Origin of the sequence: Bradyrhizobium sp. RT6a (assembly GCF_040547675.1) — a bacterium.
Lineage (GTDB): Bacteria > Pseudomonadota > Alphaproteobacteria > Rhizobiales > Xanthobacteraceae > Bradyrhizobium.
In genome coordinates this window covers 11,187-26,303 of the sequence record NZ_JBEPQC010000013.1, presented here as the reverse complement: position 1 = coordinate 26,303, position 15,117 = coordinate 11,187, and the positions used below count along the sequence as shown (strand labels likewise).

The following is a 15,117-nucleotide window of genomic DNA, read 5'->3' as shown; positions in this document are numbered from 1 at the left end:
CGTTTAAGTTAGCATCTCTTCTGAGCTCGACCAGTTGGTCGATGGAGAGTCAAGAGATCGATCAAGGTCAACGTGGCGCACGGCGAACACCCTCCCGCCAGATCGGGAGGCTCAGTCTCGATGCTCCGATGCAACCACAACATGCGTGGGCGGGTATCGGATGGCTACCGTTGCGTAGCGGGATCACTTAGTCAATTTCGCCTGGTTCGCAGAGCGATCCCAGTGAACAAGCGGAAACGGATGGACGCCTGCTGGAGAAGTCCAACTCCGATGCCGCTGGCGGATTGTGGCAAACGGGACCCTCTCCATGTCGGTCTTGGACGTGAACCACCGCACGCGACCTGGCTATGGCCTGGAGCACAGGAAAGATAAATGCCTCGCTCGCAAATCGCACGCTTTGCGAGCTCCCCTAGCAACCTGCGTCTCATGCCCCTGGGCCTAGCAGAGAAATTGTATCCCAGTCACTCGCCTGTTTCAGGATCGCCTCGCGCGCCGGTGTCAAAAAGGAACAGATCTGATTTCGCTGGGATGGTCGCCAGAATCTGGCTGGAGAAGGAGATGGCAATGATGTCACCAAGACTGATGTCAGTCCTCGGTTCTATGGTAGCAGTCGAGCGTATGTTTTGGAAACTTCGAGAATTGATCGATGGAGACGGCTCAATCTCACCTGACGTTCGAGAGACCCTTCATGTAATGTTAGATGCAAAGCTTCTTTCCGCAAAAGATAAGATTATGAGCGACGCGCGCGCTGCGATCGACGCGACTCCTGATTTGCCGCAGGCGGTCCGCGACCGAGCATTCAGATCGCTCGATTTTGCAACGAAAATGTTCATGACCAGCGAACCGCGCAGCACTCAGGATTCACTTAGCCGAGGCGGCATCTGCAGCGCTAATCCCAAGATGCATTGATGTCCGCTTCACCCATCGCTCGCCGCCCGCCGCAACACTTGGCTGTGTATTGTTGATGTTAGCCAAGGCGCTTCGATTGAGCTCCTGAGGAGCTTTCAAGCTGGTGGAATCGAGCGACAGCGACCTCGCTAGTTGATGATAATGTCTGCTTTGGCCGGCACGCTTGGTTGGAGCCTGCCGAATTGCTGCAGGCTCGGGTTTGTCTCAAGCATCCGGACGCAGGGCTTCTCTGGCCATCTTTAACGTCCTCTGCGTCGAGCCAATATACAAGTCCCCTCAGGTCTGTGGCTTAATCATCAACAGGGCTGGCCACTCGTCGTCATCGGGGAATGGCGATGGCTCGACTCTGTTCGTGGGAAGCAGTGCTCGAGTTGATTTAGTTCAAGCACCATAGTTCGCGTTTTCGCGAGATGGCCTCGATGCTTGGCGATGAGCTTCACCGAAACGAAGATCGCGTGTTGAGCCATTCTTCGGTATGCGCCTGATCGACTTCGCCAACCCGACGTTGATGAATCCCTCTTGGCCCATCCGCAGCATGGATACCTCCCATCAAAACAATAGATTTTACCAATATTCTCCGAATCCACATAGCTAACCGCCGGCTATAGCAGGGATGTTCGGGGTCAGGCGCGTGACGACGTATTCGCGATTTTCGACGCAATGGGCGGATGACGAGCAAGCGCCAGCACATGATCGCCCCTTGCGAGGCAAGTCTTGGTCTCGCTATCGTGGCACGCGTGAGCTTCTTGCATGTATTAATCTGGCTCGAACACCAGCCACGCGACAGCATGGACAGCTCGCCTTCAGATCTCTAGCAAGCCTTAGCAGGAGCGGCGCAGCGCAAGCCGACAGCGACAAGGGCGATCTAGCGCCGTTGGGTGCAGCGCTCTGGCAGCCCGATGCCGGATGGCCGCACTTGACGCGGACCGGTCCGGCGTCGCCGTCGATCGTGAGTGCTTTGCGAGTCAACGAGGAACTGGAGTGTCTTTGATGCGAGCTCGTGGCCACAGCACATGCGTGCGCCGTATGGAAATTGGACCATGGAGGCCCTCGCCGCATCGGCGAAGGCCGAACTGGCAGCCCTGCACTGGTCAGTCGATCCGCAAGACTGGGCTCGTCCCGGCGTCGAGGCGATTGTTGCCGCAGTGCTGGCCTCGCTCCAACCGGGGGCAATCGTGCTCCTGCACGACGGATGCCCTCCCGACGAGTTGGGACGCCGCCCTCATGCTGGTCGGCGCGACCAGACCGTAATGGCGCTCGCCCAGCTCATTCCAGCACTGCATGACCGTGGATTTGCAATCCGGTCGCTTCCTCAACCTCACCGAATGAATCAATGCCCATGACCTTGCTTGCCACCATCAGCACCGTTGCTGTTGCCTCCTACGCGTTGCTCTCCAGCGTCCATAAGAGCGCGCAGGCGCTTTATGCGCTGCGAACCGACGCCTCACTGCCGCCGTACGACCCGGTCAACACCGGTGGTCTGCCCACCGTGGATGTCATCGTGCCCTGCTTCAACGAGGACCCGCGCACGCTGGCGGCCTGCCTGAAGTCCATCGCAAGCCAGGACTACCCAGGGCGATTGCAGGTCTATGTGGTCGATGACGGCTCCGCAAATGTCGGTGCAGTGGCACCCGTGCACGCAAGCTACGCACATGACCCGAGGGTCAGCGTCATTCTGCTGCCAAGCGACGTTGGAAAGCGCAAGGCGCAGATTGCCGCGATACGCCGGTCAGCCGGCGATCTCGTACTCAACGTCGATTCCGACACGGAAATCGCCAGCGATGTTGTCAGCAAGCTCGTACGCAAGATGCAGGATCCAGCCGTCGGCGCGGCGATGGGTCAATTGACGGCCAGCAACCGCAACGACAGCTGGTTGACCGGATTGATCGACATGGAATACTGGTTGGCTTGCAACGAGGAGCGCGCGGCTCAGACGCGCTTTGGTGCGGTCATGTGCTGCTGTGGGCCGTGTGCCATGTACCGCCGTTCCGCGCTGATGTTGCTGCTCGACCAGTACGAGACGCAGTTTTTCAGGGGAAAGCCGAGCGACTTCGGTGAGGACCGCCATCTAACGATCCTCATGCTCAAGGCAGGATTTCGGACCGAGTACGTTCCGGACGCCGTCGCCGCCACGGTGGTCCCGGACAAGCTCTTGCCGTATCTGCGGCAACAGCTCCGCTGGGCGCGGAGCACTTACCGCGACACGCTGCTCGGTTTGCACCTGCTGCCCGGCCTCGATCGGTACCTCACGCTCGATGTGCTCGGACAGAACCTCGGGCCGCTGCTGCTCGCCATCTCGTCGATTGCCGCGATCGCTCAGCTTGCGCTCACCGACAGCGTGCCCTTGTGGACCGGTCTGACCATCGTCGCGATGACCATGGTTCGATGCAGCGTGGCGGCCCTTCGCGCCGGCGAGCTTAGATTTCTCGGATTCGCGCTGCACACCCCGATCAACATCTTCCTCCTGCTTCCAATGAAGGCCTACGCGCTCTGTACCTTGAGCAACAGCGACTGGCTCTCGCGCAGACTGCCAGATTTGCCCGACGAAAATGGAAGGCGTGGCAACTTTTTGTACGCGGCCCCCAGAACCGATAAACCGAAGGAGATTGTTTGCACGTCGCGCATTCAGCACCTTGAGAACCGGATCGCTTTCCAATTGGAGGTCGTGGCTCAACTGATCTGCCAGGACATATTCGCGCTCGGAGCGGTCAAGCTGCTCGACGAACTCACAAGCGAACTGGTCGCGGCAAAACTGGAACTTGGCGCAATAGGCGAGGCGAGCGGCAGCAGGCGAACAGTCCCAGCGCAAAAACACGGTCACCTCTTCTATCCAGAAGACCTCCGCATCCTAGCTAAACTTTTCGACGAGGCAGTCGCAGCTTTACCGCCAGATCGCCGTACTATCGCCAATCGTACGCAAATCGCCAAACTTGTTCTAGCTAGTGGAACGACACGTGAGGTCAAGTCCGACCCAAATCATGGCGCCTGCGTTCTTGGCGATTTGATTGATCACACGTTCAACTCTTCCTCTTCTAATCAAATCGAGGTTTCGCCTAGCACCTGGCGGAATTCTGCGTAACGCGTCGGTTAAATTACTCTAATGGGTAATAAGAAGACATCACCCCAGTTTGTGATAACCGGCGGTCCTTTCGAGATCGCCGAGCGATGTGTATACAGGCAGCCCACTTTTCCTAATAGATTCGTCTCGTCAGAAGGCGGGCCACGGGACAGGTGGCAGGACCACTTCTTCGGCATCCTCAAAGGCAAGACCCCCGTAGTTCAGGCCCTCGGGTCTTAGAGGATGAATGCGGTACGCCTTGCACTGCAATGCGACCGCCTACCGAGCCGCCCCCACGCAAATAGTCCCCGCGTCCTAACAGCACGCTTACTGCGCAGCGAGATGGATAGCCTCGTCCACGTTTCAGCTGCCGCCGAACGTCTCCTCCGTTCCCCCAGGCCGGGTGGAACGATGTTGCCGAGACCAGCGAACCACTTTGATCAAACCACGGTATCAGCACATCACGAATGTCGTTTCCTACAACGATCCCGGCGTGGGCTCTTCCGCGCATCTGCAGACTATGCCTGGCTCGCGCACACTGCTGCTGCAGGCCACCTCACGTTAGAATACATTTTGGCTGGGAGTAGCCGAAGGGACTTGAATCGTACGTAGCGTCACGTTGTAGGAACGAGGCAACCGCCGCCTCGCGCCGACCAACTAGTCAACCACTGATGGCGGGAGTGTGACGTAACACATCAAAGCAATCCTTCGGGTTCAGACATCGAGATGACAACAGCACTCCTTTTTCTCACTATGATCTTCTTCGGCGGCTTTGGATTAGGCTACGCTGTGCGCAGCTGGCGTTCCCGCAAACGACGTGAGCGCGCCAGGCTTTATGGTGCTTTCTTTCATTCCGGCACTTCAGCTCCGCCGCCGCTTCGAGTTCCCGCACGTCGTGGTTCCTAACGCTGCATTCGGCCTCGCTCAAACAAGGAAATTGCCGATCCGCCACGTAGGGCGAACCCCTCCGCTGCCAGTTCGTCGAGCACAGATACGCAAGGCAGCGTGGAGGCGACGCGCGTGTTCGCGTGGAGTCCGTCCCAACAGCACGGTGTAACGTATGTCTGATCGCCGATTTGACCCGAGACACTGAGCCTTGAAGACTGCGAGTCGGCCCTTCACGGATCATAGGGTCGGCGGCGGTAGATTCGCAACCGGCTCCGGCCCGACAACGTACATCTGTGTGATCTTAAAATGTGCGGAATCCGTTGTCGGACCGAATTCCAATCAGAGCTGGTGCGAACCGCGGAGAAGATATGTCTGGCACGCGAGTTAGCGCTTGAGCTGAATGCGACGGCGAGCACGATTGCGCAGCGTCGACAAGGACATTTCACTCACCTCCGGCATCTACAGCGCTTCGATGTCCGTCGCGATCTGCACCGGGCGAGAAGAGAGATCCAGAGCCCCCGCACGAGAATTTCATCTCGCGTCATGATCAACGCTGCGTTGACTATGACCAATGCTTCCTGGCCGAGTTCGAGTCGCTCAACCGGCCTACCTAAACTGAGAGGTTTCGAAGGTGAGGCTTCCTTCGTAGAACTCGATCCGCGACAGTCGGTACAACGGATGCATCATGAAGCCTGACGAGCGTCTCGCCGAACTCCTTGAGGATCGCAGGTATTTTGAAGATGAGGCATGGGAGGTATGGGCAGGGTGCCTCTCACCCGCTGAGCGGCTGGCGTATATTCGCAAGCATCGCTCGCACTTCCGGTTCGCAGATTATGATGAAGTGATAGCTGTTGTACGGGGCCGGCGCTTCACCGGTTGCTCATCGCAGCTCCTTCGATGGCGCCACAATATAAGAGCAAGGACGTTACAAAGCGCTTTGCTGTTCTCGGTTGCGGTGTGGCTCGGTATCATCTGGCTTGCAGTGCGCCTGATCCGCTGAGATCAGCAGCCCGCTTTTCGTCAACACACCTAAGCTACCCGTGTTCGCAGGCGACCGAGCATTGCGACGCGGTTAGAGATGATCTGCAATGCCGCAACCTGACGCAGCGTTCGGTTCGAACATTCCTTTCGGCGCGAATGTTGCGATGCAGTTACAGCAATTCGCGCAGACGTTGTTAAGACGCACGAGGCTCGGGGGCACTCAAGACATGAGAGTAGAAATGAAGAACTTGTTGCTCGCGACTGTGAGCATTGTGGCGCTTGACGCGGTGGCGCCCGCATTTGGCGCGGATCTGGCTGCGCAGCCCGTCCGGCCTCTCTACACCATAGCTCCGCAGCCTGTCGCGGCTGCAATCTACGACTGGAGCGGCTACTATCTCGGTATGAACGGTGGATTGGGCTCAAGCTCGAATTGCTGGGATTTCAATGGCGGCACGCCCGAGGGCTGTCATGATGCGACCGGCATGACCGTTGGTGGCCAGATCGGCTATCGATGGCAGATGGGCCAGATCGTGCTTGGCGTTGAAGGCCAGGGGAACTGGGCTGATTTGACCGGCTCGAATGTCAGCGTCGCGTTTTCGGATGTCAACCTGACCAAGATTGATTCGTTCGGCCTGGTAACGGGGCAGATCGGCTATTCGTTCGACAACGTACTGCTTTATGCCAAAGGCGGCGCCGCAGTGACGAGCAACACCTATCGCATCAGCTCGACCCTCACGGGCGCGCAGCTTGGAAACAGCGAGCACGTTCTTTGGGGCGGCGCGTTGGGAGCCGGAATCGAGTACGGCTTCGCACCGAACTGGTCGGTTGGCCTCGAGTACGATCACTTATTCATGCTGCCCGGCACGGTGAACTTCGCCGCATCCGCTGGTGGGACCGATCGCATCCGCCAGGAGTTCGATCTTATAACGGCACGGCTCAACTATAAGTTCGGCGGTCCGGTTCTTCTCAAATATTGATCTGTCGTTCGGCGGATCGAAAGCCTCGGCCGATGGCCGGGGCTTTTTTGGACGTGTCGGCCTAGAGTACAGCAAACATGCATTGACTTATGTCGGAGGGCGGGCCTGACGCGCTTTGCCCCAACTGATTCAGTTTGACCGCACGCAATCAGCAGTCCGGCGAAACGGTCCGCCCCATGTCCACGGTGCGCCTCGAACTGACGGAATTCGTGTGAACTCCTCCTTGTTACACGACAAACTTGCTCGGCAGAGTACGGCTAGTGTCCCGAGTCACAAATTCGCAATCATAGATTCGCAGTAGATTCGCGTCGCTGTGCCAAGGATGGAGGCTGCAGCAGCGACGGAGGATCTGATGGCGGTCCAGCAACTTGCGCCCCTGACATTGAGTGATGAAGAGCGTGCCGAACTGAAGTCGCTGACGATGCGGCGGAAGACGGCGCAGGCGCCGGCTCTGAGAGCCCGGATCGTGCTGACCTGCGCGGAAGGCGGTCAGAACAAGGAAGTGGCCGCCAAGCTGGGCATGCACCGATCGACGGTAGGCACGTGGCGGCGGCGTTTTGTGGAGCGGCGCGTGGACGGGCTGCACGACGAGCCGCGCTCCGGGGCGCCACGTACGGTTGACGATGCCCGCATTGAAGCCGTGATCGTGAGGACGTTGGAGAGTTGCCCCGAGAGCGCCACCCATTGGAGTTCCCGCGACATGGCGAAGGCCAGCGGCCTGTCGGTGTCGACGGTACAACGCATCTGGCGGGCCTTCGGGCTCCAGCCGCACCGGATGGAGACATTCAAGCTCTCGACCGATCCAAACTTCGTGGCCAAGGTGCGCGACGTTGTGGGCCTCTACGTCTCGCCACCGGAGCACGCTATCGTTCTATGTGTCGATGAGAAGTCCCAAATCCAGGCGCTGGATCGCAGTCAACCGATGCCGCCGATGCGTCCCGGCCAGCCGGCCCGAAGAAGCCATGACTACACGAGGCACGGCACCACATCGCTGTTCGCCGCCCTCCACATTGCGAGCGGCCGGGTCATCGGCAAGTGCTATGGACGCCACCGTGCTGCTGAGTTCCGCAAGTTTCTCGACGAGATCGAGGCTGCCGTGCCGCGTGAACTCGACGACCATCTCGTCATGGACAATTACGCCACGCACAAGACCCCCTTGATCCGAAAATGGCTGGCTAAACGGCCGCGTTGGTACGTGCACCTGACCCCGACCAGTTCGTCATGGCTCAACCAGGTCGAGCGCTTCTTCGCGCTCCTCACCGGCGCGGCATCTATCGCAGCGTCGCCGCTCTCAGGGCTGACATCACTTCGTTCATCGACCGACACAACGCCGATCCAAAACCGTTCCGATGGACTAAGTCCGCCGATGACATCCTTGCTTCCATCGAACGCTTCAGCCGATACAATGCCACGGCAAAACACGACCCAATGTCGCGAATTTCTGGTTCAGGACACTAGCTGCCGCGCTCCGAGGGGACCGTCGGGACGAACAGGCCACCTAATTCATCGCAATACCCGCTGCACGTACGCCAATCCCGTGTGAACGCGCGGCACCTCAATACGTCGGCGCAGTGAAAAAGCAGCAGCGGCGCCGACAATTCAAATGATGCCTAGGCGAATCGGCTTGACGACGCACTGGGTGCGGCTGCTCGTCCCTAGCTTTCGCATTGCGTTCTTGAGATGAAAGTTGACTGTATTCTCGCTAACTTTCAGTATGACTCCGATTTCCCAAGATGATTTTCCGTCTTCGACCCACCGGAGTCAGTCCTCTTCTCGCTTGGAAAGGGCGTCTTGCATACAACATCCGGCGTTCGCTAGTATCCGGAATCAGAGCTGAGTGATACGGCGGCCTTTGAAGCGGCGTTGGCGGACCTTTTTCTTGGTCCAGACGAAGGGCTCGGCTTGTCGTTGTACGCGTTGACGTAGGCATCGATGTGTTCCTGAAGCTGCTTGAGGCTTGTGAAGGAGGTGCCGCTGAGCGACTGCCCCTGCAGGATTGAGAACCATACCTCGACCTGGTTGAGCCAGGACGCACTTGTCGGCGTGAAATGGAATTGCACATTGGGATGGGCCTTGAGCCAGTCCTCATTCTTCTTGTGGGTGTTGAGGTTGTCGAGGATGACGTGAAGCTTTCGGCCCGGAAAGGCCGCGGTGAGGCTGTTCATGAAATCGAGAAACTCGACACGGCGACGGCGCTTTGAATGCGTAGCGATGATTTTTCCGGTGGCGACTTCGAGCGCCGCAAACAATGTTGTGGTGCCGTGCCGCTTGTAATCGTGGCTCTGGCCGGTTAAGGCGCGGCCATTGGCAACTTCAGATAGCCCTGCGCTCGCTCCAAAGCCTGGATCGAGGGCTTCTCGTCCACGCATAGCACAATAGCCTTCGCCGGCGGGGCGACGTACAGGCCAACGACATCTGCGGCTTTGGCCGTAAAGTTCGGGTCGTTGCTCTCACACCAGGACTTGCGAGCCGCGAGGTCAATCTTGTGGCTGCACAGGAACCGCCAGACATATTGGACGTCAACATCGCCTAGCGCCTCGGCCAGCAGAGGGCCGGTCCAGCGCGCAAACCCTTGCGGGGGCGGTCTATCCAGCAGCTTCAGAATCCGCTTGTCGGTCGTCTTCGTATAGATCGGCTGCTTGCCGGGCCGCGGCTTGTCTTGCAGCCCTTCAATGCCTTGGTCGGCATAGCGATGCCGCCAAAGGCTGACAATCCGCGGCTGGACCCAAACTTCCTTGGCGATCGACCGGGTGCTGCGCCCGTCCGCCGCCAACAGCACTATCCGCGCCCGCTTCAAATCGCGCTGCAACGTCACCGACGAGCGGCAACACGCTTCAAGCACCTTGCGATCTTTCCTCGAAAGGCGGACTTCTCTTGCTTCGGGTATCATCCCGGCCTTGAATCACGACTCACGTTCCAAGAAAAGTGGGTACTAGGGGCGCGATCTCTGCAAACGCGTGATGAAACTGCCAGGCCAGTGCCTTGAGATGACTGGAGACGATACTGGAGGTCAGCATCGTCGAAGCTAGACGCAAATGATACGACAGACTGGCTTGAGGAACTCATCCCAGATGAGGACGCGAGAGGACGGATCCTCTACGAGACCCCAACAGCCCTCTACGGCTTCCGCAACTAAGACCTGGATACGAAGCATTCCGCGCGCTGCAATCCGGTGTTCCAGACTGGCGCGCTTCGGATCATTCCACATAGATGGTATTGGCGCCACTCTGGCGGAGAGCGCGGCGTGCACTGCGGATGTCAATGTTTGTGAATTTCTTTGCAAGTACTTGTTTCGATCCGGACTGCGCCAGCGAACCTGATCCTGCATGGTGGATCGAGCGTTCGCACGCTTACTTATGCCTTCAAAGGATGCAACGAGCGGAGAAAACGAAGATTTCCGAAGTCGAGATGACCACACGACCACACTCGCAGCTCGGATAAAAAATGCCCTCCGAGTTCGCCTTCACCTGCCGCCCGCGACGGAATCTGGCGCTGCGTAATGCCAATGGCTCCGCTCCTGCTCCCATCGCTATCACAGCCCAATGGGCAAATCCAACTGTCGGAACGAACCCAGAACTGCATAACATGTGGGGGCAAGGTCAGCCCGGAACACATAAATCGACTCTCGAACGGATCTGAGCCCGCATCGCGCGCAACCGCGACAAGGCCATCGACGCCCTTGCGGAAGTCGACTGGATGGCTGACCAGGGACACCGTAAGCCCCGGTGACACTTTCAATTACCCACATTTCCGGCCATGCCGAGTTCAAGACCGATTTCGATATCTGTCAGCCTTGAAAGTCCTCGCCAAATGACTGTGTTTCCGGGCGGGGGATCGCTTGATCGCGCCAGGTAGCCTCCGAGCCTGGCGAGCTTTATGAGATAGAATGAGAGCGTTCCTGATCTGCATCGTCGATTTCCAGCGTCAGCGACAAGTTGATCCAACAGTCCTATCTCGGTCGAGGCCAGCGCCATGGCGGGTGCTACATTCGGCGCGGTGCGGTTCAGCATGGTCAACCAGAATACACGCCAACCCAGGATACAGAAGACCGCCATGAGATTGGCCAGCCGATCAGCCGTGCGTAGTTTGGAATCTTCCGCGCGGCAGCCTGATTTGAGGATTTTGTGGAAGACCTCGATCTTCCAACGCATGGCATACCAGTCGATCTTTTCGATGGCCTCCGAGCGCGTACGGGCTGGCAGGTCGGTGATCAACTTCCACTCGATCGGCTTGCGTCCCTTCGGTGCGCCGCACTCGGTGGCATGGATCACGGTCAGGTCCAATGCCGGATAGCGCTTCTGCTTGCCGATTGGAGGCAGGACGTGGACTCGTTTGGTCCTTATTTCCAGAGTGACCGATATCGGGTCGCCGTTTTCGTTGCGAACCTCAACACGATGCAGACCTTTTATAGCGACCTTATCCATCTCATCCGAAATTGTGTGGTCGCCATCGCCAGCAAGCCTGTCCGTTTGCATACGCACGATAAAATGCATGCTCAAGTCGTGGGGCAGGCAGTAAAGTTCGAAAATGTCGCTCTCGCGATCGCCGACGTGGATGCAGCGATCCGATTTGCCGAGAAGACCAATCGATTGCCGCAGATTGTCCAACCACCGCACGCTTTCCTTCTTCTCGATGGGAACTCGCGTCGGATTGATCTTGCGCTTGAGCGCCGCCGTTCCCTTGAAAATCTTGCGGGTCCAGAATTTCACAGCGGTCAACCCGAGCGGCAGTCCGTCTGTCGTGACCGCTAGGCTTGAATGCATCAGGATCCCGCAAAGCGTGTGATGGCGGTAGCGGCCTTTCTTGTCCTTGCCGCTGTTGATGTTCTTCGTGATTCCGACAAGTTCGGGGCGAGCACGCTGATAGGTAAACTCCGTCGTGTCTCTTGCAACAGCAGTACCGTGCCACGGGCCGCTTCAAAGCGTGCACGCGTCGCGTCGAAGTGCCCGCTCAAAATATCGCCTTCGTGCACCCGTTTATTGGCAAAGAACCGATAGGCCGCTTTGGTGTTGGCCCAATCCTGGCACGCGAGCGGAATGCTTTCTCCGATCCCGCCTCCCATCCGGATCAAAAGCTCGCGAAACCGTTTGCCAAGACGCGCATCCCTGAAGACATTCTCGCCAATTTCCCCGTCGATCCAATGGGCGGTACCGCCCGGTCGGTCATATATTTTTGTCGTTCCAGACGAAGCCGACAAGCGCAATGTCGTCCGCGGCAATCCCATGGTGCACCTCGTTCCCTCGATTCAGGTGCTCAGCAATGAATCACAAGGGATTCAAACGACTCAAGAAATTTCAATCGGCGCGACCCAAATAGAGTCAATGACTTATGGGTAATTGAAAGCCGGTGACAGCCGCCTTCCCGGACTGTGCTCGATGAAGAAATGATTTGCTCATTGATTTGCAAACAAATGAGCAACGTGACCACGGTTACGGTCTTGTCCGGTCCAGAGCAGTGATGGCGGTGGACCACTGCCGAGTATCTTCAGCCAAATAAACTGCCAAAGGCATTTACAGACGCGCGAAACGCAAACGAAGCCCCTCTATGAACTTTGAGACGCGCGATAGCGCGGCTGCGCGGTGTTCCAAGACTCTTTTCTCGACAAAAGTCCAGGAGAGGTACGCGGCTGCACCTGAAGAGAGGACGCCATAGGCGATGTTCAAAAACCAGAAAGTCCCGCCTGGAAGCAATTCAAAGGCTGCCTGTTGAAAAGGAAAGGCGTAAATATAGATGCCATATGAGTAATCGGCGCCGCGCACCAGAAGCACTCGCCTTGGATTCAGTAGCCCGACGTACGTTGCTGAGTAGGCGACGAACGGTGCCTCGAGGTAAGATATCACTCTGAAGTAGAAGAGCCCTAAGGACAGTGTCAAGCTCAGAACGAATAGAGGAAACGAGAACGGCAGCATGTTCCGGAGTAGATAGATTGCAACTCCGAACATGAAAGGGAGGATCATCTCTCCGTGGCTAACGCCGTAACTGGGGGAAGTCATTCCCTTTGCAGAAAAAGCGAGCATCGCAAGGATGGCTACGCTCGTGAAAAGGATCGGTCTCTTGGCGACCCCAGCTATTCCCAAAGCTGCTATTGCAGCATAGCATTCCAATTCAAAAGGAATAGTCCAAATTGACCCGTTCACATAGTTCGGAGGAGATCGGTTCTCAAAAACGCCAGGAAGGTAGATGTGCACCCAGCCTATTATACTGGCCATGTAGCGCCAGAATTCTGCATGGGAAAAATAGTCGGTTAGAGACAGCGACGTTAACAGCGCGCCTAGTAGCAGTGCGGAAATTAACGTCTCAACGGAAAGGCCCGGAACAATTCGTAGAAATCTGAGGGTCAGAAATGCAGGGACTGTGTTACGTTCCAGACTTCCCGCGACGAGGAATCCACTCATGGCAAAGAAGCATGGAACAATAAATTTCAACATTGGGTGCAGCGGACCACCCCACATCTCCAAATGAATCTGCATCCCGTAGCATATTGATACGCTATGGACGGCTATGACGCTGATCGCCAGAAAGAGCCGAAGATAATCAAAACCGGATGGCCGATTTTCTGCTCGCATCAATTGATCCGAGATCGTCTTGTTGCCCAAGGAAAACGGTAACCATCTGTTCATAACTCGCCGACCCCCGTGATACTTTTGACCCTGCCGTCTTTGTACATCGGTGGAATGCATCGAGAATTGACGTGGGAAAGCCGGTACGATGCGCGAATTCCGGATCGCGGCGAAGCATTTCGAGCATCCGGTAGGCAATAGACCACTGCCCTGGCCGGGCCGGATCGACATATCGATTAACCTATCCGGCGCTCGTGGTGGGTACTTCGCGCGGCTCGGGCACTCCCTCCGATGGTCCGCCAAGGACGCCCTCGCCTTGCGCAAAGGTCGACCAACCGATCCTGACAACCTTATCAACTTCCGCATTCTCCGACGACGAGTTCGTTATTGAATGATCGCGCCTTTGTCGTACACACCGCCGCACGCGTGCATCGTAGTAACGCTGGTCGCGATCGGCATCGGCTTCGCGTTCGACGACTGCGGGTACACCAGACGCAGACCGACGCAAAAGTAGGAGCCACCTTCAGCGGCTTAGGTATTGAAAATGCTTAACCACCTGCAACTCCTTACCGTTTTCGAGCCCATACAGATACCAAGCGCATGAAGCATCTCCACACGGGCGCCCCATGCAAAGAGCCGGTTCAGTCTTGGGACGGGATGGTCGATTGCGGCCGAGATCTCCCTTGTTGCCGGTTGGCTTCCTCGCAAAGCGCGCGCGGAGCTCCTCCCCCACAGTGAATGCACCTGACCTCAGTCAAGTGTTGATGCCTCTCTCAAAAGCAACAGCCATGCCAATGCCGTTTAAGCGAATTTGATACGTGTTTCGACAGTCGCAAACGGCGCTGGTGTTTTGAATGCGACAGTCGTCGTACCGCTGTGAGAAACCGGACAGAGGATCATGAACCTCCTCCGATTGAGCGTGGCGGGCATATCCCACCAAACAGTTGCAAGGAATTCAAGCTGGTCGGCATCTCGTTGACCTTCGCTTCGATCGCGAAAGCTGTTTCACGAAAGCCGGATACGGGAAAGCTGTACGTCCGGCTTGTGTGACGGACGGAGGCAGGGTCTTCAAACGGCGTCTCCTCCGGTCTGACAGCGATGAAACAGGGTAATTCAGGTGGAAGAACGGACATTATTGTGCGAACGAGAGATGCTGATGAAGCAGCATAGCCAGCGCTCACATGGCCGAATAGGTACTTGTGGCGAGCACCTGCAAGGCAATGGGACGAGAAAGAGAATTGAATTCTGGGTGCCGCCCGCTTCATACAATCCATCAAGCAGAGTGGGCTGCTTGCACGCCGCGTCGACCCAGTCCATTGTAAGAGGCGGACCGTGTTTCGGACGCACCGTATGTCGTTGGAAAGCAGACGCTGCCGGCGTCTGGAAACACGCCGCTCTGTTTGAACCGCGACATTGCTCTCATAGAGAGCTGTCCGCCTGCCGCGCCTGTCGGTGGCGCAAATCCTGCTTTTGTCTTCAATGCAAACCAGGAGGACGCTATGCCACGCTCTGTGAGGCGCCGGACGCCTATCTACGGCTCTCATCAATTGGGATCGGCCCCTTCAGCATCAAGTCGATGTTTGCCACCAGGCGTCGGACCCAACAACCCGGATGCGCTTTTACCGCACTGCCATCATTGCAGGCAGCTATGCCGCGCCGCTGATCTTCCGACAATAGCCGCCTGCCAGACCGGCGTCCGTTTGCAGCGCAACTTACAAGCTGCGAATCAACACGGCCATCGGCA

Annotated in this window: 6 protein-coding genes and 5 pseudogenes; 6 read left to right on the top strand and 5 right to left on the bottom strand. The window is 57.3% G+C overall.

What is annotated here, in order from left to right; genetic code table 11:
• The first annotated feature begins 558 nt into the window (after positions 1 to 558).
• From ABIC03_RS37340 to ABIC03_RS37315, 6 genes and pseudogenes are all read left to right on the top strand, one after another.
• Entirely contained in the window at positions 559 to 909 is a 351-nt protein-coding gene (locus ABIC03_RS37340; RefSeq protein WP_283018397.1) for a hypothetical protein, read from the top strand.
• A gap of 1,007 nt (positions 910 to 1,916) precedes the next feature.
• A pseudogene (locus tag ABIC03_RS37335) lies at positions 1,917 to 2,252 on the top strand (chitooligosaccharide deacetylase NodB); the annotation flags it as partial.
• Positions 2,249 to 3,469: pseudogene (nodC, locus tag ABIC03_RS37330) on the top strand (chitooligosaccharide synthase NodC); the annotation flags it as partial. The pseudogenes ABIC03_RS37335 and nodC, both read left to right, overlap by 4 nt.
• A gap of 2,071 nt (positions 3,470 to 5,540) precedes the next feature.
• Positions 5,541 to 5,855, top strand: coding sequence for a hypothetical protein (locus ABIC03_RS37325; RefSeq protein WP_283018394.1), 315 nt, complete (start codon positions 5,541 to 5,543; stop codon positions 5,853 to 5,855).
• A gap of 220 nt (positions 5,856 to 6,075) precedes the next feature.
• Positions 6,076 to 6,813, top strand: coding sequence for an outer membrane protein (locus tag ABIC03_RS37320; protein WP_354065678.1), 738 nt, complete (start codon positions 6,076 to 6,078; stop codon positions 6,811 to 6,813).
• A 352-nt stretch (positions 6,814 to 7,165) separates the two neighbouring features.
• Positions 7,166 to 8,271: pseudogene (locus ABIC03_RS37315) on the top strand (IS630 family transposase).
• A 141-nt stretch (positions 8,272 to 8,412) separates the two neighbouring features.
• Here ABIC03_RS37315 and ABIC03_RS37310 read toward each other — a convergent pair.
• The 5 genes and pseudogenes from ABIC03_RS37310 to ABIC03_RS37285 form a co-directional block, all read right to left on the bottom strand.
• Positions 8,413 to 8,574 (bottom strand): annotated as a pseudogene (locus tag ABIC03_RS37310) (helix-turn-helix transcriptional regulator); the annotation flags it as partial.
• A gap of 66 nt (positions 8,575 to 8,640) precedes the next feature.
• Positions 8,641 to 9,703: pseudogene (locus ABIC03_RS37305) on the bottom strand (IS630 family transposase).
• Between the two features lie 844 nt (positions 9,704 to 10,547).
• Entirely contained in the window at positions 10,548 to 11,648 is a 1,101-nt protein-coding gene (locus ABIC03_RS37295) for an IS4 family transposase (protein ID WP_354065789.1), read from the bottom strand.
• Positions 11,576 to 12,037: an IS4/Tn5 family transposase DNA-binding protein gene (locus tag ABIC03_RS37290; protein ID WP_354065676.1), complete on the bottom strand. Its 462-nt coding sequence runs from the start codon at positions 12,035 to 12,037 to the stop codon at positions 11,576 to 11,578. Before ABIC03_RS37290 ends, ABIC03_RS37295 begins: the two co-directional genes overlap by 73 nt.
• Positions 12,038 to 12,323: 286 nt before the next feature.
• Positions 12,324 to 13,379 carry an acyltransferase family protein gene (locus ABIC03_RS37285; RefSeq protein WP_354065674.1) on the bottom strand — a complete coding sequence of 352 codons (1,056 nt, stop codon included), beginning with the start codon at positions 13,377 to 13,379 and terminating at the stop codon, positions 12,324 to 12,326.
• Positions 13,380 to 15,117: the final 1,738 nt, after the last annotated feature.